Source organism: Sutcliffiella horikoshii (genome assembly GCF_002157855.1).
Taxonomy (GTDB): domain Bacteria; phylum Bacillota; class Bacilli; order Bacillales; family Bacillaceae_I; genus Sutcliffiella_A; species Sutcliffiella_A horikoshii_C.
This window is the reverse complement of the sequence record NZ_CP020880.1, coordinates 903,350-927,886: the sequence shown is the minus strand read 5'-3', so window position 1 is coordinate 927,886 and position 24,537 is coordinate 903,350. Positions and strand designations below refer to the sequence as shown.

Annotated in this window: 33 protein-coding genes and 1 pseudogene; 4 read left to right on the top strand and 30 right to left on the bottom strand. The window is 40.5% G+C overall.

All coding sequences use genetic code 11. The annotated features are described in order from the left end of the window. Window positions 1-34: 34 nt before the first annotated feature. From B4U37_RS04930 to B4U37_RS04920, 3 genes are read right to left on the bottom strand one after another with little or no spacing between them, the layout of a single operon-like run. Entirely contained in the window at window positions 35-862 is an 828-nt protein-coding gene (locus B4U37_RS04930; RefSeq protein ID WP_088017346.1) for an ABC transporter ATP-binding protein, read from the bottom strand. 14 nt (window positions 863-876) lie between these two features. Continuing rightward, window positions 877-1,884: a FecCD family ABC transporter permease gene (locus tag B4U37_RS04925; RefSeq protein WP_088017345.1), complete on the bottom strand. Its 1,008-nt coding sequence runs from the start codon at window positions 1,882-1,884 to the stop codon at window positions 877-879. Beyond that, the gene (locus tag B4U37_RS04920; protein WP_088017344.1) at window positions 1,884-2,954 is read right to left on the bottom strand and encodes a FecCD family ABC transporter permease; all 1,071 of its coding nucleotides are present in this window, start codon (window positions 2,952-2,954) and stop codon (window positions 1,884-1,886) included. Before B4U37_RS04920 ends, B4U37_RS04925 begins: the two co-directional genes overlap by 1 nt. A 168-nt stretch (window positions 2,955-3,122) precedes the next feature. Between B4U37_RS04920 and B4U37_RS04915 the strand changes: the two genes are divergently transcribed. After that, the gene (locus tag B4U37_RS04915; RefSeq protein ID WP_088017343.1) at window positions 3,123-3,857 is read left to right on the top strand and encodes a (2Fe-2S)-binding protein; all 735 of its coding nucleotides are present in this window, start codon (window positions 3,123-3,125) and stop codon (window positions 3,855-3,857) included. A gap of 34 nt (window positions 3,858-3,891) precedes the next feature. On the opposite strand, the gene B4U37_RS04910 is transcribed toward B4U37_RS04915, so the two are convergent. The 3 genes from B4U37_RS04910 to B4U37_RS04900 all read right to left on the bottom strand — a co-directional run bounded on the left by B4U37_RS04910 (window position 3,892) and on the right by B4U37_RS04900 (window position 5,898). Further along, window positions 3,892-4,866: an ABC transporter substrate-binding protein gene (locus B4U37_RS04910; protein WP_088017342.1), complete on the bottom strand. Its 975-nt coding sequence runs from the start codon at window positions 4,864-4,866 to the stop codon at window positions 3,892-3,894. Window positions 4,867-5,000: 134 nt separating this feature from the next. After that, window positions 5,001-5,414 (bottom strand): VOC family protein, encoded by a 414-nt coding sequence (locus B4U37_RS04905; RefSeq protein ID WP_088017341.1) that lies wholly within the window; start codon window positions 5,412-5,414, stop codon window positions 5,001-5,003. A 13-nt stretch (window positions 5,415-5,427) separates the two neighbouring features. Further along, the gene (locus B4U37_RS04900; protein ID WP_245840059.1) at window positions 5,428-5,898 is read right to left on the bottom strand and encodes a GyrI-like domain-containing protein; all 471 of its coding nucleotides are present in this window, start codon (window positions 5,896-5,898) and stop codon (window positions 5,428-5,430) included. A 188-nt stretch (window positions 5,899-6,086) separates the two neighbouring features. Between B4U37_RS04900 and B4U37_RS04895 the strand changes: the two genes are divergently transcribed. After that, window positions 6,087-6,422: a four-helix bundle copper-binding protein gene (locus tag B4U37_RS04895; RefSeq protein WP_088017339.1), complete on the top strand. Its 336-nt coding sequence runs from the start codon at window positions 6,087-6,089 to the stop codon at window positions 6,420-6,422. 61 nt (window positions 6,423-6,483) lie between these two features. Here the strand turns inward: B4U37_RS04895 and B4U37_RS04890 are convergent, their stop codons facing one another. The 7 genes from B4U37_RS04890 to B4U37_RS04865 all read right to left on the bottom strand — a co-directional run bounded on the left by B4U37_RS04890 (window position 6,484) and on the right by B4U37_RS04865 (window position 10,372). After that, window positions 6,484-7,080, bottom strand: a complete 597-nt coding sequence (locus B4U37_RS04890) for a YdhK family protein (protein ID WP_088017338.1) — start codon at window positions 7,078-7,080, stop codon at window positions 6,484-6,486. Window positions 7,081-7,241: 161 nt separating this feature from the next. Continuing rightward, window positions 7,242-7,730: a hypothetical protein gene (locus B4U37_RS04885; protein WP_088017337.1), complete on the bottom strand. Its 489-nt coding sequence runs from the start codon at window positions 7,728-7,730 to the stop codon at window positions 7,242-7,244. Window positions 7,731-7,847: 117 nt separating this feature from the next. Then, window positions 7,848-8,009: a hypothetical protein gene (locus B4U37_RS21855; protein WP_157663714.1), complete on the bottom strand. Its 162-nt coding sequence runs from the start codon at window positions 8,007-8,009 to the stop codon at window positions 7,848-7,850. A 101-nt stretch (window positions 8,010-8,110) separates the two neighbouring features. Further along, a complete protein-coding gene (locus tag B4U37_RS04880) occupies window positions 8,111-8,503 on the bottom strand; it encodes a nucleoside 2-deoxyribosyltransferase (RefSeq protein WP_088017336.1) in 393 nt (130 codons plus the stop codon). A gap of 5 nt (window positions 8,504-8,508) precedes the next feature. Beyond that, complete coding sequence (locus tag B4U37_RS04875) at window positions 8,509-8,958, bottom strand: NUDIX domain-containing protein (RefSeq protein ID WP_088017335.1); 450 nt, start codon at window positions 8,956-8,958, stop codon at window positions 8,509-8,511. A 125-nt stretch (window positions 8,959-9,083) separates the two neighbouring features. After that, window positions 9,084-9,443, bottom strand: coding sequence for an NUDIX hydrolase (locus B4U37_RS04870; protein ID WP_088017334.1), 360 nt, complete (start codon window positions 9,441-9,443; stop codon window positions 9,084-9,086). Between the two features lie 281 nt (window positions 9,444-9,724). Further along, the gene (locus B4U37_RS04865; RefSeq protein WP_088020156.1) at window positions 9,725-10,372 is read right to left on the bottom strand and encodes a 2OG-Fe(II) oxygenase; all 648 of its coding nucleotides are present in this window, start codon (window positions 10,370-10,372) and stop codon (window positions 9,725-9,727) included. 272 nt (window positions 10,373-10,644) lie between these two features. Between B4U37_RS04865 and B4U37_RS04860 the strand changes: the two genes are divergently transcribed. Then, window positions 10,645-11,292 (top strand): C40 family peptidase, encoded by a 648-nt coding sequence (locus tag B4U37_RS04860; protein ID WP_088017333.1) that lies wholly within the window; start codon window positions 10,645-10,647, stop codon window positions 11,290-11,292. A 38-nt stretch (window positions 11,293-11,330) separates the two neighbouring features. Here B4U37_RS04860 and B4U37_RS04855 read toward each other — a convergent pair whose 3' ends face one another. The 11 genes and pseudogenes from B4U37_RS04855 to B4U37_RS04805 all read right to left on the bottom strand — a co-directional run bounded on the left by B4U37_RS04855 (window position 11,331) and on the right by B4U37_RS04805 (window position 17,878). Then, window positions 11,331-11,531: a hypothetical protein gene (locus B4U37_RS04855; RefSeq protein ID WP_010198799.1), complete on the bottom strand. Its 201-nt coding sequence runs from the start codon at window positions 11,529-11,531 to the stop codon at window positions 11,331-11,333. A gap of 16 nt (window positions 11,532-11,547) precedes the next feature. Further along, window positions 11,548-11,994: an ASCH domain-containing protein gene (locus tag B4U37_RS04850; protein ID WP_088017331.1), complete on the bottom strand. Its 447-nt coding sequence runs from the start codon at window positions 11,992-11,994 to the stop codon at window positions 11,548-11,550. Window positions 11,995-11,996: 2 nt separating this feature from the next. Further along, complete coding sequence (locus tag B4U37_RS04845) at window positions 11,997-12,824, bottom strand: phosphotransferase family protein (protein WP_342746494.1); 828 nt, start codon at window positions 12,822-12,824, stop codon at window positions 11,997-11,999. Continuing rightward, the gene (locus B4U37_RS04840; protein ID WP_088017329.1) at window positions 12,760-13,545 is read right to left on the bottom strand and encodes a phosphotransferase family protein; all 786 of its coding nucleotides are present in this window, start codon (window positions 13,543-13,545) and stop codon (window positions 12,760-12,762) included. Before B4U37_RS04840 ends, B4U37_RS04845 begins: the two co-directional genes overlap by 65 nt. A 14-nt stretch (window positions 13,546-13,559) precedes the next feature. Then, a complete protein-coding gene (locus B4U37_RS04835; protein WP_088020154.1) occupies window positions 13,560-13,985 on the bottom strand; it encodes an NUDIX hydrolase in 426 nt (141 codons plus the stop codon). Window positions 13,986-14,129: 144 nt separating this feature from the next. Then, window positions 14,130-14,438, bottom strand: a pseudogene (locus B4U37_RS22340) (GNAT family N-acetyltransferase); the annotation flags it as partial. A 192-nt stretch (window positions 14,439-14,630) separates the two neighbouring features. Beyond that, complete coding sequence (locus tag B4U37_RS04825) at window positions 14,631-15,359, bottom strand: alpha/beta fold hydrolase (RefSeq protein ID WP_088017328.1); 729 nt, start codon at window positions 15,357-15,359, stop codon at window positions 14,631-14,633. Between the two features lie 23 nt (window positions 15,360-15,382). Further along, window positions 15,383-15,937 carry a histidine phosphatase family protein gene (locus B4U37_RS04820; RefSeq protein WP_088017327.1) on the bottom strand — a complete coding sequence of 185 codons (555 nt, stop codon included), beginning with the start codon at window positions 15,935-15,937 and terminating at the stop codon, window positions 15,383-15,385. A gap of 12 nt (window positions 15,938-15,949) precedes the next feature. Beyond that, on the bottom strand, window positions 15,950-17,164 hold the full coding sequence (locus B4U37_RS04815) for an MFS transporter (RefSeq protein WP_088017326.1): 1,215 nt from the start codon (window positions 17,162-17,164) through the stop codon (window positions 15,950-15,952). A 139-nt stretch (window positions 17,165-17,303) separates the two neighbouring features. Further along, entirely contained in the window at window positions 17,304-17,570 is a 267-nt protein-coding gene (locus B4U37_RS04810) for a hypothetical protein (RefSeq protein ID WP_088017325.1), read from the bottom strand. A 29-nt stretch (window positions 17,571-17,599) separates the two neighbouring features. Beyond that, window positions 17,600-17,878, bottom strand: coding sequence for a hypothetical protein (locus tag B4U37_RS04805; protein WP_088017324.1), 279 nt, complete (start codon window positions 17,876-17,878; stop codon window positions 17,600-17,602). 164 nt (window positions 17,879-18,042) lie between these two features. Between B4U37_RS04805 and B4U37_RS04800 the strand changes: the two genes are divergently transcribed. Further along, window positions 18,043-18,624: an MEDS domain-containing protein gene (locus B4U37_RS04800; protein WP_342746493.1), complete on the top strand. Its 582-nt coding sequence runs from the start codon at window positions 18,043-18,045 to the stop codon at window positions 18,622-18,624. Window positions 18,625-18,677: 53 nt separating this feature from the next. On the opposite strand, the gene B4U37_RS04795 is transcribed toward B4U37_RS04800, so the two are convergent. The 6 genes from B4U37_RS04795 to B4U37_RS04770 all read right to left on the bottom strand — a co-directional run bounded on the left by B4U37_RS04795 (window position 18,678) and on the right by B4U37_RS04770 (window position 24,450). After that, window positions 18,678-19,346, bottom strand: a complete 669-nt coding sequence (locus B4U37_RS04795; protein WP_088017322.1) for a D-Ala-D-Ala carboxypeptidase family metallohydrolase — start codon at window positions 19,344-19,346, stop codon at window positions 18,678-18,680. Window positions 19,347-19,456: 110 nt separating this feature from the next. Continuing rightward, on the bottom strand, window positions 19,457-19,936 hold the full coding sequence (locus tag B4U37_RS04790; protein ID WP_088017321.1) for a FixH family protein: 480 nt from the start codon (window positions 19,934-19,936) through the stop codon (window positions 19,457-19,459). Between the two features lie 20 nt (window positions 19,937-19,956). Further along, a complete protein-coding gene (locus B4U37_RS04785) occupies window positions 19,957-21,336 on the bottom strand; it encodes a PepSY-associated TM helix domain-containing protein (protein WP_088017320.1) in 1,380 nt (459 codons plus the stop codon). Between the two features lie 71 nt (window positions 21,337-21,407). Beyond that, window positions 21,408-22,796, bottom strand: coding sequence for a sensor histidine kinase (locus B4U37_RS04780; protein WP_088017319.1), 1,389 nt, complete (start codon window positions 22,794-22,796; stop codon window positions 21,408-21,410). Further along, window positions 22,793-23,476, bottom strand: coding sequence for a response regulator transcription factor (locus B4U37_RS04775; protein WP_088017318.1), 684 nt, complete (start codon window positions 23,474-23,476; stop codon window positions 22,793-22,795). The genes B4U37_RS04780 and B4U37_RS04775 overlap by 4 nt, the downstream gene beginning before the upstream one ends. After that, window positions 23,473-24,450, bottom strand: coding sequence for a YncE family protein (locus tag B4U37_RS04770; protein ID WP_088017317.1), 978 nt, complete (start codon window positions 24,448-24,450; stop codon window positions 23,473-23,475). The genes B4U37_RS04775 and B4U37_RS04770 overlap by 4 nt, the downstream gene beginning before the upstream one ends. Window positions 24,451-24,537 lie beyond the last annotated feature (87 nt).

Genomic DNA, 24,537 nt, shown 5'->3' with positions numbered 1-24,537 from the left:
AAAAGGAACCTGCTTTACCAGACATTAATAAATTTTATAACGCCCCGACTAAATCAACAGTTCTACTAGACTCTCTCTCGCCAACCAGGTCATAGGTTAAACAAACAGGCTTTCCACTACGAGGATCATGCACGATTTCCGCATCAATATTGAAGGCTTCTCGAAGTACCTTTGATGTCATCACTTCATCTGGTTTACCTTCTTTAATAATCATTCCATTGTTCAAGGCAATCATATGATGAGCAAAACGTGCTGCGTGATTCAAATCGTGGATGACCATGACAATTGTTCGCTTTTCTCCTTCGTTTAATTGTTTTAGTAACTGCAACACTTCAAGTTGATGGGCCATGTCCAGATAAGTTGTTGGCTCATCCAATAGCAATAAATCTGTTTCTTGGGCCAGGGCCATTGCAATCCACACCCTTTGTCGTTGTCCACCAGACAGAGCCTCTATAGGACGCTTCGCATATGGCATCATCCCTGTTACCTCCAGAGCCCAATGTACAATTTCCTTATCTTCCTTGCCCAGACGTCCAAATCCTCTTTGATGAGGAAAGCGGCCATATGAAACAAGTTCTGTGACGTCTAATCCATTAGGCGCCTCTGGAGTTTGGGGGAGAATTGCCATTTTCTTCGCAATTTCTTTTGTTGGTGTTTTATGAATCGCTTTTCCATCCAAATACACAGCCCCTGTTTTAGCCTCCAATATACGTGACATGGTCTTTAAAATTGTAGATTTTCCACAACCATTTGGTCCGATAATTGTTGTGATTTTCCCTTCTGGTATCTCTAAATCAAGTCCTGTTACAATATCCAAGTCCCCATATGCTATTCCAAGCTTTTGCGTGGATAATCTCGTCATATTACCCATCCTTTCTAATTGGTTTTCATTAATAGATAGATAAAATAAGGTGCACCAATAGCAGATACAACAATACCTACAGGGATTTCAGACGGTGCAAGGAGATTACGTCCAATGGTGTCTGCTATTAATAGAAGCAAAGCTCCCATCAATGCAGAGGTCGGTAACATTGCTTGGTGTTTAGGTCCTACAATGCGTCGTGCTAGATGAGGTGCAACCAATCCAAGAAACGCTATACCACCACCAACTGCTACACAACTACCTGCTAGTGCTACTGATAAAACCAGTAGTAATCTTCTTTCTCTTTCAACAGCCGCACCCAATCCGGTTGCAATCTGATCGCCTAGATTGAGAATGTTTAAATAGCGTGCCTTGTAAATGGTATAGGGAATTAAAATGAATATCCAGGGCAATACAGCTAATACAAATTTCCAGTTCGTTCCCCAAATACTTCCAGAAAGCCATATGGTTGCTTGCATAAAATCTCTTGGATCCATCCGTAGCTGAAATATGATTAATGCTGCACCAAATGCCGCGTTAACACCAATTCCTACTAAAATCAGCCTTATTGGAGTAACTCCTTTTTTCCAGGCAATGGTATAGATAAGAAATGCTGCAAATATCCCTCCAAGTAGGGCAGCTAACGGCATTAAAAAGATAGAGTCCAATCCAAGACTAGTGGAAGAGCCTTGATAGAAATAAATAAAAAGTACGACAGCCAAACCAGCCCCTGCATTAATTCCAAGTATACCTGGGTCAGCTAAACCGTTCTGCGATACGGCTTGTAAAATGGCACCTGATACAGCAAGTCCTGCTCCAATTAACAAAGCAATAACCATGCGAGGCAATCGAAAATCGAATAATACAAGTTCGTCTTTCTCTGTACCAAAACCAAATAGCGTTTGAATTACATCAATTGGAGCAATTCGAATATATCCCATATTCAAGCTTGCGAAAAAAGTGAAAAATATCATGGCAACAATGATGGCTATAGCCAAAGTAATCTTTCTATTAGATTGCATCAAAGTCCCCTCCCTTCATTTCTTGCAAGGTAAAGGAAAAATGGTACACCGATAAGTGCTGTTATTGCACCGACCGGTGTTTCAAAAGGTGGATTGACCATCCTAGCTCCTAAGTCGGCAAGTACTAATAATAGTGCCCCTAAGATAGCAGAACATGGAATAATCCAACGATAATCCATCCCAACCAAAAATCTTGTAATATGCGGTATCACAAGGCCAATAAAGCCAATTGTACCTGCCACACTAACTGCCGCCCCAGTTAAAAGAAGAACGACGACCGTCCCAAAGACCTTAACTAATCCTGTTTTTTGCCCGAGCCCTTTGGCAACATCGTCTCCAAGACTAAGTACAGTAATCGATCGCGACAAGACCATCGCTAACCCTATTCCAATTAATGCAATTGGTATTAAAAGTTGAATACTAATCCATTTCGTCCCTGCTACTCCACCTGCATACCAAAAGCTCATATCTTGAGCAACATTGTAGTGGATAGCAATAGCGGAAGAAATTGAACTTAAAAGCGCTCCAACTGCAGTACCTGCAAGGGCTAACTTAACTGGAGTCAATCCCCCCTTTGAAAAGGCCCCTATTCCGAAAACAATGGCTGCAGCTAGTCCTGCTCCGATAAAGGACATACCCATTAATCCTAAATAGGTAGTGCCAGGAAAAAAGGCAAAGGCTATCGCTATCATAAACGCAGATCCTGCACTTATCCCCATAATGGAAGGTGATGCAAGAGGATTCCTAGTCATACCCTGCATAATTGCTCCTGATACAGCTAGGAAAGCCCCCACAATTGCCGCTGCCAACGCGCGCGGCATACGTAACTCTTGAATAATTTGGTGCGTGGTTAAAGAAGAATCATATTGAAAAACGCCTTCCCACACCGTTTTCAAATCAATTTCCGCAGCTCCGAAAGAAATAGACGTCCCTAGTGATAGGACTAATAATAATAGTCCAGCAAAAAGAATTACGGTTGCAACTATCGGTCTAGAATTAATTTTCTCTGAATCCTTATTTACTTTTACAGAAGTAGCTGTTTCTTCTGTGTTTCTTTCTCGTAAACTCATTATCTATTCCGCCTTTTAATACTTTTTTACTAAATTGAGAATCATTATCATCTATTAATGATAGGATAACAAGCTTAGTACGTCAATAATGATTTTCATTTACAATGAAATTGAAAACCATTATCATTAAGTTATTCGACTTAGAAATGCAATTAGGAGTGAGTACCCATGCAACTTTCAGAAATAAATGATTACATTAAAAACAAGTACTTTATTTCCATAGGCCATGAACCTGAATCGATCATGGTCCATAACCTCATTGAAGATACTGATGTAGTAAGACATATGACTAAAGTTCAAACTAGCCAAATGAATCAATGTGCACCTACTATTACGGGAACAATTTTTGGTAAAAGATATTCAGTGCTTGCCATGGCCTTTTTAGATATGTACATACAATATGGTATTTTACTAGATCTCCGTCCTTCTAATGTAGGTATCGTGCTGCGCAACAATGGTGGCATGCGTTATACACTATCCCCAAATGCAATTCTACATTCAGATCACCTAGATCGTGAACAAAAAGAAGAATTAAAGAGAACATTTTTCACCGAGCACCTTTTGCCACTCTTCGCTGTTATTGCGAAAGAAACCAAAAGTAAGGAAAGTCATATGCACTCTTTGGTCAGCCACAATCTTGTGCAAAAATCAGCCACACTTAAAGATGTCTTACCTGAGAAAAATCACTTAATTGAAGAAACACTTCATTTCCTGTTAGAAATATATGAAGTAAAATTAAAAAATGGGGACACGTACCAGCACCAGTATCGTTTATACACTTCAGAAGATGGGAAAGAATCGTTTTATGTTCGGAACCATTGCTGTTTGGCCTATCTTTTGCATGAGGGGGACAAAAGTAGATGTTGTGGAACATGTCCGCTGATCTCTGACAATCAACGATAAAAAGGTTGAATTATGAATTCAACCTTTTTAATGATTACTTTATATAGGAAAGAACTTCATCGATGATTTGTGTACGTCCGATGACACCCCAGCCTTTGTAGATCCAAAAGTCAGTTTCCTCTACATTATTATTTTTGACGGCAGATAGACCTTGCCATAGAGGACTTTCTTTAATTGTGGACAAATTGTCTGGCCCTCCTGAGGAATCCACTTGAAGAAAAATATAATCTGCATTCATATCTGGTACAACTTCTAAAGATAGGTCTTTACGTTCTTCTGGATCTGTAAGGTCAGATGGCATAAACCCTAAATCCTTATAAAGAAGAGAGTTCATGGGATGTCCTGATTCAGCATAAAGCTGTATTGCATCTTTGCGAATACGAAGAAATGCAAGATTTTTGCTTTCGAGTTTACTTATTTCTTCCTTAGCTGCTGCAACCTTCTGATCTAACTCCTTAATCTTTTTCTCAGCAAGTTCTGTTTTTCCATAGATTTCTGCAATTTTAAGGAAATCTTCTTGCCAATAGTCCGGATCATTTTGCGCATCCGGATCCTCTGTCCCAATGACAATGGTTGGAGCAATTTTATTTAAATCTTCATACACCTGTGAAGCTACATAGTCGTCAATTAAGATTAAATCAGGATTTAGAGATAATATTTTTTCTAAATCAATGGATGCTTGATTTCCAACAATCTCAACACCATCTAATTGATCTGCAAGATACGGGATATATCCTCCCCCATATTGTTCTTCTCCTGTTACTGCAAAGGGTTTTTCCTCTAATGCAAGAATGTGGTCAGTAAAAGAAGGACGTAAGGATAGAACACGATCAAGCTTTTCTGGAATTTCAGTTTCACCATAAAGATGCTCAACTACTCGTTTATCTTGTTTATCTGCGTCATTTGACGCCGATCCATTATTTGTACTATTATTTTCATTTCCGCACGCTGTTAATAACAGAATGATAGCAAACATTGCAGAAATAAAAGGTAATGTTTTTCGCTTCAAAATTTTCTCCTCCAATGATATGTAGTAAAATAGTTGTGTCGTTGATAATGATAATCAATATCGTTAACCATTGCAAGAGAAAATTTGTTTGTTTAATTGTTCTAGCTTAATAGAAAGCATAATACTAAAACCATTTATTTTACTTGTTTCTTTCGAAATGTAGGACTCAACTCGCTCCACACATCAAATTTATTCCCATCTAGATCTTCAAATACAAAATTTCTTCCGACATGGCCTCTATTTTCTATTTCGCCTACCTTGATTCCTTTGTTAATAAAATCATGGTGCATACTCTCTAGAGCGCTTTGACCATCTACTTCAAAAGTTAAAGAGAAGCGCACCTGTCCCTTTACATCTATAAAATTCGAAGTTTGACCTTCTTTCGCTTTTACAAGAAACAGACTTTGATCTGCAAGGTTAATAATTGCTTTGTCTTGATCGTGGTAATTCAATTCTGCTCCCAATTTGCTTACATACCAGTCAGCAGAAGCTTTAACATCTATAACTGGAATATACGTCGTTCCCACTCTCCATAATTTCTCAGTCATTTGACTTCCCCCTTTATTCAATCGTATCTAATAATTCCACTACTAAGTTATTGGGATCCTCCCAAGACTTGAATTTCTCGACATGCCATTTGTCTTTAAGTCTTTTGTGACCTTGCTCTGCAGCCCAGCTATGTAATTCTTCATATGCGTTAAAAATGCCTATGTTTGGACCTTCATAATTTGCTGACGCATACCTTTGTGCAGGAACAGTTAGCGTGAACATTCCTTCGGGTGTATTTTCAAACTCCTCCACTTCGACCGCCACCAAGTATCCATCTTCCTCTTCTGAGTTGGTATCCACAATGAAGGCACCAAACTGAATATCTTTATTCTTTACGTTTTTAATTTCAGACAGCCGTGATTCTAATAGTTTGGAAGCTTTCGGTATTTCCAGTGCATATTCTTCACCCGCGCATAATACCCGGAACCCTGTTAATTTGAGTTCCTCCAGATTTTTAACCACTGGTTCTTTAATCCTTTTCACCTTCAATACAGTCCACTCCTTTTCCGCTTTATATTTCTGATTATTTCAAATATTAACTGTAAATACAATCCATTTTCTAGTTTTGTTACAAAAATATACAGATTCTTAGGAGTTTCCCCTATTAAGTTATTATCCTGATTTGACGGGTAAACAAATACGGACACTACTTTTGAAAGGAGCTTTTAATTATGTTAAGTAATGAACAGCACCAAAAATGTTTAGAGGAGTGCCTTGCTTGTATGGAGGCGTGTAACACCTGCTTTGATGCATGTTTGAATGAGGAAGATGTGAACATGATGGCAGCCTGCATTCGACTGGATAGAGAATGCTCGGATATTTGTGCACTTGCAGCAAGAGCAATCCAATCCAACAGTCCTTTTATGGAACAGATTTGCAGCCTGTGTGCAGAAATATGCGAGGCATGTGCAGAGGAGTGCAGGAAGCATACTCATGATCACTGCCAGAAATGTGCGGAAGCATGTAGACGTTGTGCGGCGGCTTGCAGGGAAATGATTAGCCACTAATAAAAAAAAGCTTGGAAATAGAGACAACCACTTCTCTCTGCTTCCAAGCTTTTTTCAATTCCTATTCTTCTTTTGACAACTCACTCTCTGTCACCCATTTATGGTTGGTCACTTCTTTGCCACTGTCAGTGAGGGTAAAGTCCACCATATAAACCGTTGTTTCTTCAGCAGAGTCAATGGTTGCCGTAGCACCTTGCATGCCTTCCATATGGTCGGCATCCACTTCTACTTCGTCGCCAACTTGATAGGGCTCTTCATGGGCATCTTTCACTTCTTCATGGATGATCCACTTATGGTCTTCCACTCTGTCTCCGCCATCGGTCGGGTCATAAGAAATAGAATAGACAGTTGTTTCATAGGCTCCGACAATCGTCGCTTCCGCACCTTCCATACCTGGCATGTGCGCGTCAGTAATCGTAGCCGTGCTTCCTACTTCAAAAGTTGGATTTTCTTTTTCTTTCAATCCTTCAGGAACCTCACCTGAACCGGACATATCCATGCCGGAGTGATCTCCGTGTCCACCATCGTGGGATTCTTCTTCTGCATTATTTGCTTGATTAGTATTTGGCGCTTCCACTTCATTTTCAACTGCTGCACAACCGGATAATATGATGGCCGCAGCCATGGTCAGGGCTCCTAATAGCTTCCTTTTTTTCATGTAATTTAACCTCCTTGGAGTTCTATATAAATAGTGTACCCAAAAGGTTTGCAGAAAATATAGAGCAAGCACATTCATTCTTGTAAAGTTGCTTTTATAATCATTGATAGATTGAGCACCGAACTTTAAGTCAGGGTATTGCTTTAGTAGATACCTCGTTTTTACAGTTGTTCTAAAATAGCAAACTTCAATACAGTTAGCAGTACAAAAGCTGCCACTAGATTGCGCCAATTAACTACTATTCTACCATTTTTCGGCTGCACAATTCCTAAAGCTATAATATGCCAGAACCACTTGCTATCAGTCCACCTCTTCTTAACCGGGATGGTACCAGCTTCTTGAGCCTCTCGCTTTCTGTTCTCGTTACGCGCCCATAGAAGGATTATGACAATATCGAGTATGGATGCCATGATGAGGATTGGTGCAGCAATGTGGTTCGGGACATCCCATAACGGCTCTTTTTTCGCTTTCTCCTCGTTCTTTTTCTCCGTATGTGCTATACCCTCTTCAAACGACTGCCTAAGATTTTCCGTGCTACCTCCACCGGAAATATCTGCTGATGAAGAAAAAAAGATAAGCGCCACAATCAAGAATAGATATCCACCGAAAAAATAGAATAAGAACTTTTTAGAATTCAGCTTAGTCTCCAACCACATCTCCTCTTTTCAAATGTTAGGATTTATCTTTATATCCTAATTTTACCGTAATAGAGGTGTTGGACTTGCTGGAAGATGTGTAATATTTATGGAAATTTATAGTGGGATAGGTTAAGTTTGTTGCCTGCCCACTCCTCGGTCGTATGGGAAAGCACCGATCAGTAAAATGGTGAATAGAAACATAGGAGTTATGTATACAAGGATAATATCAAAAAATAGTGAAACATCAAGAGCTATTAAATATCCGTTTAGATGGTAACTTATAGCTAGCACGACCAGAATGAAACCTTCTTTTTCCCTATTTGAAAGTATAGGATTGGGCTAGTAATAATGCTGAGAATAACGAGAATGATGATGAAATCTTGCATGTTGGTTCACTCCTTTTCTTGACTCACTCTCTTCACAAGGTCTTCAATAGTCCCCATAATCTTCTCCACGCTGTCTAGGTGATAAAAAGTGCTTGTAATTTGAAAGTTATCTATATCATCATTCTCTGAAAACAAATATATTTTCTTTCCTTGACCAAGGGCAATCCCAAATTCTATATGACTCCCTTTTCCCGCAGGTAGTAAGACGATGAGAAAGTCTGCTTCTGACACCGCTGAAAGTTCCTTGGACCCGATGTCCTTTAGATTTTCCAAGGTGGCAGCGCGCTCGTTTTGGGTCCAATCATAGGTTTGGATGAAGCCATTGTTTTTGAGTATGCTACTTACTTCTCGTACCTTGTTTATATTTGTGAAGCTTGATGCTATGTAGAATTTTTGCATACCTTTTACTCCTTCTTTCTAAAGATCCATTCTGGGTATGGCAACACAAGCTTTGGAATGTTGTCTTCTATAAAATACTTTAATATCTCTGACTCCCCATCCACCGCTTCCAAAGTACCATTGACTATTTTGCACTCATATACTGTTACTTGATATTCCACCTGATCTCCATTTGCATAGGTGTGGCGGAATTCCTTCCCTCCAAAAACACCAATGATACTGAGTGGCTTAATGGTTAGCCCTGTCTCTTCCCATACTTCTCTCACTACTGCTTCAGCTGGGGACTCTCCAGGCTCGATGGCACCTGCTGGCAAACTCCAGACATCACTGTTTCTAGGATACTGAAACAATATTTCCGAGTTTTCATTTCTGATGACTGCTGCAACACTGGGGAGAAGTAGAAGGTCGGTCCCCACCTTCTCACGTAACTTACGGTAATAATCTGATATAGGCATTTAGTGTCCACCTCTCCTTTATTTAACGATAGGGCGGTTCTGTTTTGTCAGAAGATCATCAATCAATACACGATGCTCAGTGAAGATATTTTCTGGTAAGCTATGTAGATGGAAAAATTCATTTTTTAGTGACTCATCATTACTTTGATGAAGTCCCCTTTGTATTGCTTACAGGTAAATATTATTAGCACTAGTGAGACTTGGTCTCCGTTTTCAAATGTCTTATCGTGCTCAGGCCCTGAGTAAATCCCGAAAAGCTCTAGTTGTTCTAGTTGAAGACCAGTTTCTTCATAGACTTCTCTTCTGGCAGTATCACTTATATTTTCACCAAGCTCCATGAAGCCGCCTGGCAGCCCCCACTGTCCATTATCTGTACGTTGTTGAAGGAGCAGCCTTTCATCTGCGTCAAAAACAAATGCTCCAGCAACCACCATAATTACTTTTTCGTTTCCTACCATTGATCTTAGGTGTTTTATGTAATCCATTAGGAATCAGTCCTTTTCTATTTATGTATATGACGTATTGGTTGGGGGATATGTTTCGGGGAGGTTGTGTCAGAATTTCAGAGAGTTTGTCGAACTGCTCGTAAATCTTTGAATCGGAAAATAAATCACATGGTGCGGCTCGTATATTTTCGTAACGGAAAATAAAGTGTGAGTTTCGGAAAATAAAACTCGTGTAACGGAAAATAAAATCTCAAGGACGCCCCATTTTTACTTATAAATGCAAATAACGCCAACCTCCCAAGAGATTAGCGTCCCCAAATCTAGTATTTCTTTCTTCTCATCCACTGAGTTGCCGCCCATTTATCCCCAACCACAACCGGCGAGCCACCATGTAAGGTCAATTCATTCAGTTCCTGGTCATCGTAAAAATACTCGAAATATACAGCCATTCCCTTTTGTGGAGATACAGATAATTTCAGCTTAGGAAAATACGTTTCCCCGCCTTCTTCCACATCATTCAGGTACATGACAAGCGTGCTGATTCGAGGATTGCTTACCGGCTTGTTTGAAGACTTAAAAAAGTCAAAATGCGCCTTATATTCCTGGCCAACTTGATAGTTCAATATTTGCAAGCCTTCTCCGTGTTCCACAGGCACATTCATAATCTGCGAAACTCTTTTTTCAATCCTAGCAACAAGCTCATTTTCGCCTTCTTGGAAAAAAGTACTGCTGCTTGTCCTAATCGCATCCACTTCAAGGCCATTAGAAACTTTCGAACGCTTCATCTTATCCTTAGAAAGTTGAATCAGCGCATCACATTCCTCATCGCTAAGTACATTTGCAAGCACAACGACAAGCGGCTCTTCGAATCGGGCAATGATCGCAATCTCTCTATCTTCTGTTTTTATTTTATTGCCAACATGAGGGAAAATAGTCTGTTCCTTAACAGTTAAATCTCTTGTATCCATCGTCAACTAACATCAACCTCTTTTATAGTGTTATTAATATTCTGAATATTTAATACGTACTTTTACTTGGTTAGTAAAATAATTTTACACTGTGGAAAGGTTTATTACTATCATTATTTGTTGGGAATATTCCAACCTACATTTGTAATAGTAGTAAATATTACATTCCACCCCACAAATTGTTATCCCAGTGTAACCCCTATAAAATCCCGTTGTCATCTCCGCCTGTTAATATGGGACAGGTCAGATTACATAGATGAGGGGATGATTGTTTGAAGCGATTAACAGCAGGGTTAGCATTAGCAGGTGTATTGGCATTTAATCCGGTGATAGGTCATGCGGAGCTTGGAGATCAAACGCTCAAACCTGGAATGTATCATGAAGATGTAAAAGAACTACAACAAGTCCTGGACGATAAAGGATATTTCGGTTATTCAGAAACCACTACCTATTATGGTGAATATACAACAGATGCCGTGAAAAAGTTTCAAGCTGATAATGGAATCACGGTGAATGGTATTGCCGGAGAGGAAACATTTGAAGCCCTGGGCATTGAAAGTAACGAGTCAAATATCGTTGAAGTTGCGAAGAAGTATGAGGGTACACCTTATCAGTGGGGTGGGGAAACACCTGAAGAAGGCTTTGACTGCAGTGGATACTTAAATTATATCTTTGATGAAGCAGAAAATAAAGACCTACCACGAACGGTAAAAGACATCTATGCAGAAGGAACGAAAGCCGAGTCGCCAGCTGTTGGTGATATTGTTTTCTTTGATATTGAAGGAAACGGGCCGAGTCATGCAGGACTTTATATCGGTAGTGGCGAGTTTATCCACGCATCATCTACAGAAGGCGTTAAAATAAGTGAAATCGGAAGTTCCTACTGGAAGGACAAATATATTGGTGCTAAAAGTTACTAACCAAAAAACACACGAGTTTGCTATCTCGTGTGTTTTTTTCACTTCACCAAATAAACCACCAGCTCCTCAAACCAGATTCCATCTTGTTCATAATGATTTAAGAAAAAAGCGTCAAAAGTATAGGCATCATTCTCGAAATGAATACTGTTTGATTTTTCAATCGCCATCATAAGTCCGCTCAAGTCAGATGTGTGAGTTTCATAGATTAACTCACCATCACAATAATATTTGACATCCACGTGACCACCCCATTTTTTATCTTTTAACATCCACCACTTCAAAACGCTCACAAACTAAAAGCATATCCTCAGAAAACTCCCTACCTATTTCACGCAGCTCTTTTGTAAAAAAGCGCTCATGCGCGTCCCACCAATACTTGTATGTACGGTCTCCTTCTCCCTCTGAAATTGCAAATTCTTCCGGTACTTCGTTCATCGGCATAATCTGCACGTCCACCGTTTTAATAATGGCAACAGGTTCGTCTTTACTGTTTAAAACAACACTGTAATCTTCTGTTGTTGGTAGAGGTTCATTCTCCACTTCATAAAAAACATGACCAGAACAGGTTGCTTTCTTTACCCCATCTATCACTAATTGCGCGAGGTAGTCCGGACTCCCACCGAACTGCCAAGCCGTCACTCTTTCCGGCTTTTCTTGACCTTTCCAATAATTATTCCAGTACTCTAAAGATGCTTGATTCATGATTATTCTCCTCCATTACTTATGTATTTCATCAGCCTATTTGAATCTTCTGTGGCGACATTTTCAGAAAGCCTTGCTGCCGCGATAATCGGTGCCCATTCCAGTATTTCTTTTCTACCCCGACCACTTTTCTCGCAATATAGTTTCAAATACAATTCGGCCATTTCAACAGAAACTTGGGTATAAAGAATATATGTACGGCATACATCTGTCCGCGGATCCCCGGCACTTGCATCGACCCAATCAATGATGAAAACCTCTTCACCAGATTTTATTAAGTTATAAAGGTGAAAGTCCCCGTGGCAGAGTCTGTTTTCCACGTCCATAGATTCCAATTTCATTAGCAATGACGTTTTTACTTGCTCATCCAATCCTTCAACTGCTTCTATTTGCCGGTGGAGTTTGTTACGCATGGGTTCTAACGACTCCGCAAGCACCGTATGAATATCAATTTGAATATCCACGGACTTTTGCAGGAAGGACTCTACTTGCGCCATGTTCTCTGTCACGAGTTCACCTAGCGTTTTTCCGTCGACATATTCCATGATAATTGCCTGTTTTCCATTTACTTTTTTGACATCGATTATGTTGGGAACCCGGAGGCCACTTCCATAGGCAACCCTTTGTTTACGAGCTTCATATTCAGGTTCGGTATCTGGTAGATGATCCTTAAAGATTTTGATGATTGTATTTTCATAAAAATAGATGTTGGCCGTGTTGCCAGATGCAATTGGCTCGCCTAGGTTCATTGTACACTCCTCACTTTTAAAAGTACTCATATAGATTAAGAAAATAGTCGTAATCCCCTTCAGTAAGGATGCTACCTCCATACCCTTCAAAAAAACTTTTCTTGTCCCTCTCCCATTCAAACACATCTGGTTTCGGTCTAATAGCTAAAGAAATATCGTACCTAGGATCACCATATGCTCCACCGCTCCAATCAATAATTCCTGTAACCACTCCGTTATGTACTAATACATTATCAACAGTCAAGTCGCCATGGATAAGGCAATGCTTCATATTATTAGGTCGGTTTTCTTTGATTTGTTCCAACAAGTCTTCCGAACCATCCACCTCGTAGTTTAGAAGATTGTATGCGGCTTGATCCAGCATATCATCCAACCAAATTTTCTGGTTCTTTAAACCTTCCGGACACGGGGTAGCATGGACATCATAAACGACTTTGCCGAAGTTAATTAACAACTCTTCTCTCTCCCCTTTATGATGGGTTTTGGTTAGAGCAGCCCTTACTGTTTCCCCTTCTAGAAACTCTAATAAAGCCCAAGATTGGCCGTCTATCTCTACAAATTTTTCAACCTTTGGAACGGGCAAAGAGGTTTCCTGATTTAAGTATCTTAATACCATTATCTCTTTCTTAAGCCACGCATTGAATTGTGGTGTCTTAGTACGTTTTAGTGCATATCCACCGTTGTCACTTTGAATGATGCCAACATCAGATGTACATCCTTGACGGGGGAAGGTGATGGAATGAATGTTGCTTACATACTCTTTTATTTCAGCCGGTATTTCTTCATGTTGAATTGGTTTCATCGTGATCACTCCAGTTAATTAAACTCTATGTAAAAAGGGTTCATTTCTTCCTTTAAACAATATTCAATTCGCTCTCTAAAATTCTTATAAGTCACCATTTCCAATGCCTGCTCTACTGGGTAAAAACCAACTTCCAGACTCTCCGGTGAAGTAGTCGGAGTGCCACCAATCGCTCTAGCTAGGAAAAGCGTGTTACAAATGGAGCCACTGACATTTTGGAAAACGCCACAGAATTTCACGATTTCCACGTCGATCCCCGACTCCTCCTTCGTTTCCCTGATGGCAGCATCCTTCAGGGATTCTCCCTCTTCCACTTGTCCGCCAGGCATCTCCCATCCACGGCGTGGTCCTTTTATTAAAAGAACTTCATTCTTGTCATTCAAAACAACTGTCGCTGCCGAAATGATGTGTTTTGGTGTCACTCTTTCTTTTTGTACCATTGTATATTCCTCCTTGTTATATTGGTATTGAATTAATTGATTATCTTTTCCCATGTATTCCTCGGACCCGATTCTACTTATCTCAGTGAATCCTAGTTTCTCTAACATATTTTTAGAGCGTATGTTGGTTTTATGCGTTTCTGCATCAAAAACTTGAGTACCATACTTCTCGGTTGCATAAATCATTAATTGCTTCAAAGCTGCCGTACCGAACCCGCGTCCCCACGCCTTGCTTTCTCCTATGGCTATGCCAATCTCTGCGCTAATAGTATTGATGTTTGCCAAATCTGCATAGCCAATCAACTTTGACTCAAATTCGATTCCTAATCTAAGAAAGTTATGGGAGTGGTTATGCACACAATTATGCCACCATGAAAAAAATTCATCCTTGCTTCTACCGGTTTCCCAGCCGTTTGCGAGGCAGAACGCATGATCTTTGCTCCACTTTTCCACCACAGGGAAATCTTCAATTTGAAGGGCTCTTAATTGAATAGGCAAGCACTCAGTTCTGGTAGATTTCACCACTCTTTCACACCCTCTTGGTTGAATTCTTGATATATTCCCAGATTTCTTGATATATCATCCTAGCACCCTGCTGCCTTACCAGGAAGAGGTATTCCGTTTGTACTTATAGCCTCATTTCAACTAACTTTCTACACCAACCACACTATATTTCTTCAAAAACCCGTTTAAAATCTGGTTATAGACCTCCGGCTGCTCGGAATGTACAAGATGTCCGGCAAATGGTAAGACTGATACGTGGATTTGCTTATTTAACTTTGGAACAATGACGGCAGCTTTCGTTTCATTCGCGTTCCCTTCTCCTACCATTAACAATGTTGGCGTCTCAAGCCCACCCAAATCGGCTGTTTCCTCAAATGGACAGGAATCTTCTTGCCTAGCCAAATTGATAAACTCTCTCCATCCATCACCATGAAGCTGGTCAAAGTAGGCTCCTACTTGTTCATTCTCTAAAAGACTATTTTGCTGTTCCACCATATTCAGATGTATTTCAGACCAATTAGCAGGTTTCTCCGCCATCATCCCAGAAAGTGTCAAGGTCTTCACCTTTTCAGGAAATCTTTTCGCAAAGAATAGCCCAACCAAAGCACCAATGGAACAGCCAACTATATGAGCAGATTCCACTCCTAAGTGATCAAGCGTGTCCTTTAAATCAGCAGCACTATCCTCATAATAGTTAGATAGCTCTTGTGAAGTGGATTTCCCATGACCTCTTAAGTCCGGCAATATCACTTTAAATTCCGACTGGAAATACTCCCGCTGCTCCTCAAAATCAGTCATCCCTGTCTGCAAGCCTGTATGTAAAAAAACGATTGGTTCTCCATCTCCAAAAACCTCTGTATGTAATAACATATATCCCCCACACCTTCCTCCATCTACTGTTCCCACAACCGCCTTACCCCAACCAACAGATCTCCATCAAAAGTTATCTTATAGATATCCGGCATATCCAACCCATTCCAAAACGAGAAATCATACTGCTTGTCAAAATAGTTCATAATTAACACCATTATGTTTCCGTGCGTTCCGATTGCCACGTTTTCATCTTCGTACTTTTTCAATAGGTGTTGGATGACCCTCACACCTCTAGCCTGCGCCGCCATATTGGATTCCCCACCCTCCCATGCGAAGTTTGGTTCCTCCCAAGCTTTCGTGATGGCAGCTTTGAAGTCTTCGGCAGGCTTAACTGTCAATGTGCGTTCTTTCAAGTCTTCAAAAATCTCAATCTCCAGATTGTAGTGCTGAGCCACACCTTCTACTGTTTGGACAGCTCTTTTATAAGGACTGGAAACTACCACATCAATATTGTCCGGTTGAATCATAGCTAGTATTCTTACAGCATCCTTTTTACCTTTTTCAGATAAGGGCCGCTCCAATTCATCAGGAGTGTAAATTGAGTGTGCATGCCTAATGAAATACAAATTAGTCAATATAATCCCCCTTTAAACAGAAACTTCTTCCTTAAAATAGCTTGCTTTCGACGGTCTAAAAATGGAAATTAACAAAATCAATGCAAAAGCGGTGGAAACACCTGAAAATATCAGGCAAACAAATTGCAAGGAGAACACCTCAGCTGCAAATCCAAGGAGTAAGGTAAGTGCTATTTGTACCATACCTTGGAACATTTCTGTTATACTCGCGAATCTCCCCATGATGTCAACAGGAACAGTGTTTTGGAAAAATGTCGCGTACCCTGCATTGGCAAATGCCATAAAGAAGCCGAGGAAAACAAAGGCAGCCGTTGCAGTAAAAAAGTCGTAAGAGGCATAAAAGGCCACATATCCTGCAGAGGTCAGAAGCATTCCAACTCCTAAATAAACTTTTAATGCTACTTTTTTGGCGACTAGTGCCGACACAAACGCACCGCCCAAGGCCCCAAGTCCCGTTAAACTTACGATTAATCCATAATCACGGTCGGACAATTCCAGGACTTGTTTGATAAAAGTCACCTCTTGCGAATCCAAAGCAAATCCAAGTAACATAGCTGATTGGAACAGGAGATAAACAGTGATGAAAAATTTTGCTTTCATTGAAAAGTCTTTGACAATGTTCCAATCCCCCAATAGAGTTTGTAGGCGAATGGGTTCTCGTTTGTTTTTAACCTTCTCATCCACATCCGGCAGCAAGAAAATGAAGAATGCACAAACTAAGAACGTCACTGCGTTGATTAAAATACATATGTCGGTACTCACATACATGATGAGGAACCCGGCTATGGCCGGGCCCAAAAGGAACGCGCCAGAGCTTGTCATGCTCATGAGTGAGTTGAATCTTTTACGTTCGTTGACCGGAATAAGTTTCGTTATGTATACAGAGGAACTCGGTCCAAAAAATGCCCCGACCATATTGATAACTAGCAATATAAAGTAGATAGTCCAAAGAGAATCAATGAAAGGTATGAGAAATACCAATCCCCCACGGGCAATATCCACCCAGATCATCAACTTTCTTTTATTAACCCTGTCAATGACACTTCCGGCCCACGTATTGGTTAGTAAAATGGCTATTGGCCTGATTATGTATAACCCCGCAACGGCGGCTGCTGAACCTGTCATGTTCAAGATTGAGATATTTAGTGCAATTAAGTAAATCCAGCTCCCCAAATAAGAAATGCCGATTCCGGCAATCAATAAGAGGGGGTACTTCCAAGTAGACATATGACCACCCTTTTCTCTTTCTACACATAAAAGAAAAGCACCGGAACTGCTCCCGATGCTGTTTATACCTTTACAAATATTACTATATCACACTATTCAGAAAAAAAGGCCGGGATTTATGCGTTTACGAGTTATCTCCTCACGACCCCATGAAATTATTTTGTTTATCAGAGTTTGCACTTTTCTCATTGCCTCTTTTAAAATTTCTGGTTATTTTTGCCATTATCAATTGCTTAGCTTTATCATCATCCGCAGCTTCCATCCGCTCAAGGAATTTATTCGCTTCTTTTCCTTTAAGGATTTTTACTTGTCGGTTTTCATAATCCAGGAAGATGGTATTGTCCTTTGAGATGCGGTAGCTGAAAGGTGATTCATCCAAACGGTTTCTTTTATCAATATTTTTCATTTTATCGTCCTCCCTTGCATTCAATCCCCTTAAAGATTCTCCCCCGTCACCTTCTTATACACCCCAGCACCAACCATCCCCACTCCTATTAAAAACAATAACGGGAACATCAACCACATAACCGCTACTCCCGCAAATCCATCTCCTACACTTACCGCAACAAGCATGGCAACAATCCAGCTGAAAAATGGAGCAATGGAAAGCATGGTTATAAGTCCCCAAATGATTAATGCTCTATTTTCATATTTACGGCTCAGTATGATACCTACACCTATGAATAAAACCAATACGATAATTGCAAATGGCATAAATGTTTTTCCCCTCTTTTATTCCTCAGAATTTCACTCTATAAATTTCCATAAAGTGGTTCCAAAATCCTTCTCTAATATTTATATTTAATAGAAATAATTATTTCGCTTTCGATCCTTATATCAAGTAAAATATATATTACTAAATGATGCCAATCTAAGGGGTGGTCCGATTGCATAGCAAGATGTATCAACTGTTTGAGGAGCAGAGAAGTGTTCATGTTCTGTATCCTTATGTTGGGTTAAAGAATTACATAAGTACAGTTGTAGATTTTGTGTTGAATGGCATAATGGCTGGAGATTATGTGATTCTAATTGAAAATGAGCGTAATTATCGATTGATTCATAGAGAGTTGAGTAGCAGGTTAACATTTGAGCAGTTTAAATTTTTACACCGGGTCAACAACTTCGATTTCTATTTTACAAATGGCAGTTATCAACCCCCTGCAATATTAGAATACTTTAATAAAACGGTTCAACCTTATCTAGACAAAAACCTCTCATTTCGAACATGGGCACACGTAGAATGGGCTTCAGTAGGGGATCCACTACATTTAATAGAAGATATTGAGCGAACTGCAGATGAAAAAGTGATAAGCCTATCCTTCCCATTAATCTGTGCATATGAAGCAGAGCAAATGCCGATACAACTTCAAACAATTTTATTCGAAACACACCCATATATACTATTAGAAGAGAATTTTATTTCATCAGAACTTTACATACCACTTGTAGATGTAGAATAAAATGAGGACATATCCGATATCTGGATATGTCCTCTTTTTGAATCTTTATAGATTTATTCCCACCACCAAGACTGTGTACCATACGGATATTCCACTCGGCTATCCATATGCGTAAAGCTGCCTTCGCTGTAGATGCCGCTAAATCCTGAACTTTTCGCAGCATTGCGTACAGTGGTAGTGCTCACACCGGATACGCTGATGTCTGCAGCAATCCCATAGGTGTGCTGGCTGTTGGAAGCTCCGCCAACATTGCGGTTGTGAGAGATGCTTCTAAAACCGGAGTTGACATTCATTGGGCGGTTTCCAATTTTCACTCGGATCGCCTCAAGCTTGTACATCATACGACGTACATTTTCGCGTACGGTTGTTGCCGAAACATTACCGCCGTTGAACCCGCTTCCGTCTTTAGAATAAAATTCGCTATAACTGAAGTGTTTCGTTCCGTTTGGTGATTCTAATTCATTTAACTTTGCTTGTGTTTGCGGTCCAACTACCCCATCTGCCGTCAATCCGTAAGCACGTTGAAATCGGATGACCGCAGCTTTCGTACCCGGTCCAAACTGACCATCCACACTGACTACTGTTTGTTGCGGTGAATCAGCTGCCCAGCCTGCTACCCGGATCTGCACTTCTCTTACATCCGTACCATTAGAACCCTCACTTAACGTCCTAGTCCAGTTATAAGCAGACGCCTCTTCCGCCGTGACCAATGACAGTACCATCCATTTCTCTTTTTAACAGCCAATCCTACCTCAGTCAACAAAAAAAAGCCCGGTCAAGAAGAAAGAGTCAATCCACTCTTTCTCTCAACTGAACTAATTTTCTCTACCTTTTAGTGATGACTCCCGTGCTCCCCATGATCCCCGCTATCATGATTCTCTTCTTCCGCTTCACTTTCAATGATAGCATCAACCTCTTCCTGACTTAGATCCCCCACAACCAATTGCTTAGTAGGCATCACATGCATGTCACGAGCGGTCACATGGGACTGAACTCGATAGACTCCCCTCTCATCAAAAGAATGTTTCACTTCATAAACTCCATCACCAACATGCTCTGCATCAAGAAGGACACTGTTTTCTTTTCCATTCTCCACATTCCAAATCTCAATCTGCACTTCTTTAGCATCTTCCACTTTTTCCTCGCCCTGCGTTACTAAGGTCTTAACCACTACTTCCTCTTCTTCCTTCACGTTTTCAGGAAGTTTTATTTCAACCTCCACGACTTCCAACGAAGTTTTCTCCTCAGATGCACTAGTACACCCTACCAACAATAATAAGAACGGAACAACCACTAGCAGTAATTTCTTCATTTCTAACACACCTTTCTTTCTTACCCTAACCAGGATTTTAAACGTTTAATTCTTACAAATACAAGCTTATCTAATAAAAGCACCACAATAATGGAGATTCCCACCAACGGCATGACAAGTCCCAAAAGTAGCATGATAATGGTTACTGCTCTTTTTATTTTGATATCTACATTTTGACCTGGAGCTCCCAACCCGTTTTTGGGTTTTCTTTTTCTCCACATAACAAGAGAGCTTACCATCATTCCTATCAGACCCACACAAAGGAGCAGCCCCAATAGTTGATTAGCCAATCCGAATAGTTTCCCTTCATGAAGGGCGATTCCAAGCGTTATTGCTTTCCCCATTAATCCATAATCCTCATATCTGACATCTGTCAGCACCGCACCACTATATTGATCAACATGCAAAGTAGCATTATCAAACGGTCTGGAATGAGATGTAGCAATGGTAAATACACCGCTTTCCCCTTGTGGCAAGGAAATAGTGTATGGTTTTTGGATATTTTTCATCTCCGCAATGCCTGCCGCGTCATTTAAGGTTAATGGCACATATTGATTAGTTGACGATGAAGGTACTGGAACATTTTCTGCAGCCCATGGGACATCTTCAGCAACATCCTTTGTCACTGTAACCGATTCAGGTTTTGGTCCAAAACTGAAAGAGAATGCTGGATAACCAGTATTTGTCGCTGTTGCCAATCGGTTGATTTGCTCTCCCATGACTCCGGACCATGGGAGCCCTGTCAAAATTAACACCAAAAGGCCAATGGACAGCCAGAATGCTGGGACTGCATGCATATCACGCCAAAACACGCGGCCTTTACTTCTTAATCTCGGAAGGACGGTTCCCCAAATGGAAGCCCGGTTTCGCGGCCACCAAATATACAGTCCTGTTAAAATAAGAATGATGGCCCAACAAGCAGCAAGCTCGACTAAACGGTTGGCAACTGTCCCACCGACAATCAGTTCGCTATGCAACTTCTTAAAAATGGTCATAAACTCCTTTTCAACTGGTAGAGCGCCCATGACATTTCCAGTGTATCCATCAACGAAAACACTCACAGGTTGACCATCTTGCATGGTAATAAACTTAGTTGTACGGTCTTCCTCATCAAAAACGGACACTCCGCTAATGGATGCATTAGGATACTCCTCTCGTATCTTTTCAGCTTGAGTGTTGACGGACAACCGTGTTTCCTTTGTCTCTTCTACATAGTAAAGACCTTTATACATATAGGACTCAATCTGAGGCTTAAATAAGTAAACAGCACCACTGAAAGCCAAGATGATTAAAAAAGGAGCAAAAATGATCCCAGCATAAAAGTGCCATCTCCACATGGTTTGGTAGAGGCCATTCCTGGTCTGATTTTTGCTCTTATCTTGATTCGTTGTATTTTCCATAAGCATACTCCTTCAATTTTTCTTCGTATGCTTATATTCTGACGGGCAATTGTGAAAAAAGAATGAAGGAATTAATAAAAATGGAACAACGGAATTTCCACTGTCACTACGGTGCCTTTTTCACGCTTTGAATCAATATGAATCCTGCCCTCATGCTTATTAATGATCTGCTGAACAATGGAGAGGCCAAGGCCGGTTCCGCCACTTTTTCTAGTCCGGGCTTTTTCGACTCGGTAAAACCTTTCAAAAATATAGGGAACATCCTCTTCTGGAATTCCTATTCCTTCATCCTCCAATTTAAGGATACCCATCGTTTTTACTTCCACGACAGAAATTCTAATCGTCCTATTATTAGCAGAAAATTTGATAGCATTGCTCAATAGGTTATCAATTACTTGATCGAGTCTCCCGTAATCGCCATTCACGACAACCCCTTCATCAAGTTGGACCTCCGCAATAAGATTCTTGTCATCCAGCTTTAAGCGAAAACGGTCCAGCACTTCTTTTACCAGTTCAGCCAGTATGACCGGTTCCTTGTTCATTGGATACGAGTCTCCCTCTAACTGAGCAAGATCCAAAAGATCATGAACAAGGCGATCCATTCTATCCGTTTCTTTCTTGACAGTTTTTGCAAACTTTTCTATTGAAATAATTCCTTCATCCAACGCCTCACTGTACCCTTTAAGATAGCTAATTGGCGTCCTTAATTCGTGGGATACATTACCTAAGAATTCACGTCTGTTTCTGTCGACTTCATCAAGATTGGATGTCATGGTATTAATGGATCTTCCAAGGCTTGCCATTTCATCCTCGCCTGTTAAGGATAACCTTTTAGAGAAATCCCCTTGTGCAATATCTTTTGCCACTTTTTCCATCTGCTTAATTGGTTGTACAATCCTATTTGTCATTTTCGTTCCAACTAAGATCAGAAGAATAATCACCAGGAACACTCCCACAATTAGGAAATTCCTGATTGGCTCAAAGGCCTCAGTGATGGCGGTTAAAGGAATATATAGAAAAATAACGGCTTCCAACCTATCCTCCATACTTAATGGAATGACAACTGCACTGATTTCTTGGTTCAGTCCGGTGTGGAATTTCGTGAAGGTCAGCGTTTTCCCTTTTAATAAGTCCTGTCTTTCGGAAAAGGTGATTAGATTTTCGTCCGCGAAAGAGTCGAAAGGTGCACCACTTGCCAATTGCATCTGGTCATCCGTAAATATAACCGAGGTTTCCGTGCTACCTTCTAACCAGTCTAACCTTTCTGAAAAATCACCCGGGTTATTCTCATAGTAGGATTGTTCCAGGAATTGCCCTTGTTTTAACAGAGTTTCTGTCTGTTTTTCTATATACAATGTTTGATACAAGTAATAGGAAACGACCACCACGAGAATGATGGTCAAGACGGATACGGAAATGATGGTCAGCCAAATTTTGTTGCGTATGGATAATGACTTCATGTTTCCTCAGCCTCAAATTTATAACCGATGCCCCATACCGTTTTTATTTTCGCTCCTGCATCCTTAAGCTTAAATCGCAACGTCTTCACATGTGTATCCACTGTACGAAATGAGCCCTTTTCCGTATCCAAACCCCAGATGACATCATGAAGCTGTTCTCTTGAAAATACTTTCCCTTCATGTTCCATCAAAAAAAGTAAAAGATCATATTCCCTTCGAGCAAGGTTCACCCGTTCCCCTCCGACATGCACTTGCCTAGCACTTTTCTGAACCGTTATCTCCCTATGCGAGACCACATCAAAGAATGCTTGATTAGAACGGCGGAGCAATGCCTCCACCCTGGCTAAAAGCTCCTTAGGGCTAAAAGGCTTCATCACATAATCATCTGCTCCAAGCTTCAAGCCTCTGACTTTGTCCAACTCGTCACTTTTAGCTGTCAACATCAGGATTGGCATCATGTACCTTTCGCGTATTTTTTTACAGGCAGTAAAGCCATCCATCTCTGGCATCATCACATCAAGGATAATCAGGTCCACCTCATGGTCATAAAGCATATCCATCGCTTCTTCTCCGTTTTCCGCATGGAGTACTTGGTAGTTCTCGTTATGAAGATACATCCCGAGCATTTCTCGCATATCCGCTTCATCATCCACCACTAATATTTGAAAGGAATTTTTCATTCTCCAACGCCTCCTTTAAATAAAAGGTAAGGACCGTTCGCTATGGCATACTTGTCTAAAACATCCAAGCTATCTTTATCTAGTACGAAGACCTCGTCGCCATCAAGGCTTGACACGTATAAATTTTTCCCATCCGCAATCATAAAGCTCGGGTTATCCCCGACATTTATTTTCTTTTCCACTTCATAAGTGTCTGCGTTGAATTTCGTTAGGCTGTGGTCCCCATGGCTTAGCACATAAATAAAAGAATCTCCGTTCACTTGCGAAATCTGGATTGGCATTAGACCGGTTGTCACGATTTTTACCTCTTCGCCGGTTTCCGGGTCATAAGCAAATACTTTTTCATTCAATTCACCGGTAGCACCATGCCCGCCTGTCCATATATTCTTCCCATCAAAGTGCAACCCTTCCGGTCTCTCATTCACCGAAAACGAGTTCATAATGTTGTTGGTAGAAGTGTCCATCACATTTATTTCCCCGCTCTTAGAAGCAAGCACATACAAACGTTCTCCATGGTGTACCATTTTGGACGGATACTCTCCCACTCTAACTTCTTTGAGAACCTCTTTCTTCTCAATATCTATCACTTGAATGTTGTTGGTTTTTCCATTTGCCGTGTAAAGAAGACCATTTTCGCGATCATACTTTAGCTCAAGAATTCCAGTCTCTATTTCCATGTATGGAGAAATTTTATTCTCTTTTATATTAACTTCATAAAGGCTTTCTTCCTCTTTGACAGATGCCATATAAACACCTGATTTTATTTCAACAATTGATGAAAATCGGAATGGCAGACTTACTTTTTCCTCCCTACCTGTGGTAAGGTCCAAGGCTGTTATAGCATTTTCTTTCAAGTGGCTTATATACATGACCGAATCATCGTTCTCTATTTTTGGCAATACAATATCAGAGCTTGTACATCCGGTTAACATCACCGCCATTATTAAGGCGATTATTATAAAAGGATTCTTCATCCGTAACACTCCTAAATAGAACTATTAATCCTTATTTTACTCCAAAAATGTGAATAAAGTGTGAGCAAAGAAAAAAGGTGATTCCGT

What these genes read in the sequence shown, in the direction of transcription:
- B4U37_RS04825 (WP_088017328.1), bottom strand. Translation starts at nt 15,359, where the DNA reads ATGTTATTACATACAGAGGTTTTTGGAGATGGAGAACCAATCGTTTTT.
- B4U37_RS04805 (WP_088017324.1), bottom strand. Translation starts at nt 17,878, where the DNA reads ATGCCATTTGCAATTATCGTATTGGTTTTATTCATAGGTGTAGGTATC.
- B4U37_RS04840 (WP_088017329.1), bottom strand. Translation starts at nt 13,545, where the DNA reads ATGAAACCAATTCAACATGAAGAAATACCGGCTGAAATAAAAGAGTAT.
- B4U37_RS04875 (WP_088017335.1), bottom strand. Translation starts at nt 8,958, where the DNA reads ATGCCTATATCAGATTATTACCGTAAGTTACGTGAGAAGGTGGGGACC.
- B4U37_RS04905 (WP_088017341.1), bottom strand. Translation starts at nt 5,414, where the DNA reads ATGACTGAGAAATTATGGAGAGTGGGAACGACGTATATTCCAGTTATA.
- B4U37_RS04880 (WP_088017336.1), bottom strand. Translation starts at nt 8,503, where the DNA reads ATGCAAAAATTCTACATAGCATCAAGCTTCACAAATATAAACAAGGTA.
- B4U37_RS04810 (WP_088017325.1), bottom strand. Translation starts at nt 17,570, where the DNA reads ATGAAAAATATTGATAAAAGAAACCGTTTGGATGAATCACCTTTCAGC.
- B4U37_RS04780 (WP_088017319.1), bottom strand. Translation starts at nt 22,796, where the DNA reads ATGAAGTCATTATCCATACGCAACAAAATTTGGCTGACCATCATTTCC.
- B4U37_RS04790 (WP_088017321.1), bottom strand. Translation starts at nt 19,936, where the DNA reads ATGAAGAAATTACTGCTAGTGGTTGTTCCGTTCTTATTATTGTTGGTA.
- B4U37_RS04845 (WP_342746494.1), bottom strand. Translation starts at nt 12,824, where the DNA reads ATGGAGGTAGCATCCTTACTGAAGGGGATTACGACTATTTTCTTAATC.
- B4U37_RS04925 (WP_088017345.1), bottom strand. Translation starts at nt 1,884, where the DNA reads ATGCAATCTAATAGAAAGATTACTTTGGCTATAGCCATCATTGTTGCC.
- B4U37_RS04870 (WP_088017334.1), bottom strand. Translation starts at nt 9,443, where the DNA reads ATGGATTACATAAAACACCTAAGATCAATGGTAGGAAACGAAAAAGTA.
- B4U37_RS04930 (WP_088017346.1), bottom strand. Translation starts at nt 862, where the DNA reads ATGACGAGATTATCCACGCAAAAGCTTGGAATAGCATATGGGGACTTG.
- B4U37_RS04850 (WP_088017331.1), bottom strand. Translation starts at nt 11,994, where the DNA reads ATGAATCAAGCATCTTTAGAGTACTGGAATAATTATTGGAAAGGTCAA.
- B4U37_RS04815 (WP_088017326.1), bottom strand. Translation starts at nt 17,164, where the DNA reads ATGTCTACTTGGAAGTACCCCCTCTTATTGATTGCCGGAATCGGCATT.
- B4U37_RS04835 (WP_088020154.1), bottom strand. Translation starts at nt 13,985, where the DNA reads ATGGTACAAAAAGAAAGAGTGACACCAAAACACATCATTTCGGCAGCG.
- B4U37_RS04915 (WP_088017343.1), top strand. Translation starts at nt 3,123, where the DNA reads ATGCAACTTTCAGAAATAAATGATTACATTAAAAACAAGTACTTTATT.
- B4U37_RS04895 (WP_088017339.1), top strand. Translation starts at nt 6,087, where the DNA reads ATGTTAAGTAATGAACAGCACCAAAAATGTTTAGAGGAGTGCCTTGCT.
- B4U37_RS04865 (WP_088020156.1), bottom strand. Translation starts at nt 10,372, where the DNA reads ATGGATACAAGAGATTTAACTGTTAAGGAACAGACTATTTTCCCTCAT.
- B4U37_RS04920 (WP_088017344.1), bottom strand. Translation starts at nt 2,954, where the DNA reads ATGAGTTTACGAGAAAGAAACACAGAAGAAACAGCTACTTCTGTAAAA.
- B4U37_RS04795 (WP_088017322.1), bottom strand. Translation starts at nt 19,346, where the DNA reads ATGGTACTGTCATTGGTCACGGCGGAAGAGGCGTCTGCTTATAACTGG.
- B4U37_RS04775 (WP_088017318.1), bottom strand. Translation starts at nt 23,476, where the DNA reads ATGAAAAATTCCTTTCAAATATTAGTGGTGGATGATGAAGCGGATATG.
- B4U37_RS04890 (WP_088017338.1), bottom strand. Translation starts at nt 7,080, where the DNA reads ATGAAAAAAAGGAAGCTATTAGGAGCCCTGACCATGGCTGCGGCCATC.
- B4U37_RS04770 (WP_088017317.1), bottom strand. Translation starts at nt 24,450, where the DNA reads ATGAAGAATCCTTTTATAATAATCGCCTTAATAATGGCGGTGATGTTA.
- B4U37_RS04785 (WP_088017320.1), bottom strand. Translation starts at nt 21,336, where the DNA reads ATGGAAAATACAACGAATCAAGATAAGAGCAAAAATCAGACCAGGAAT.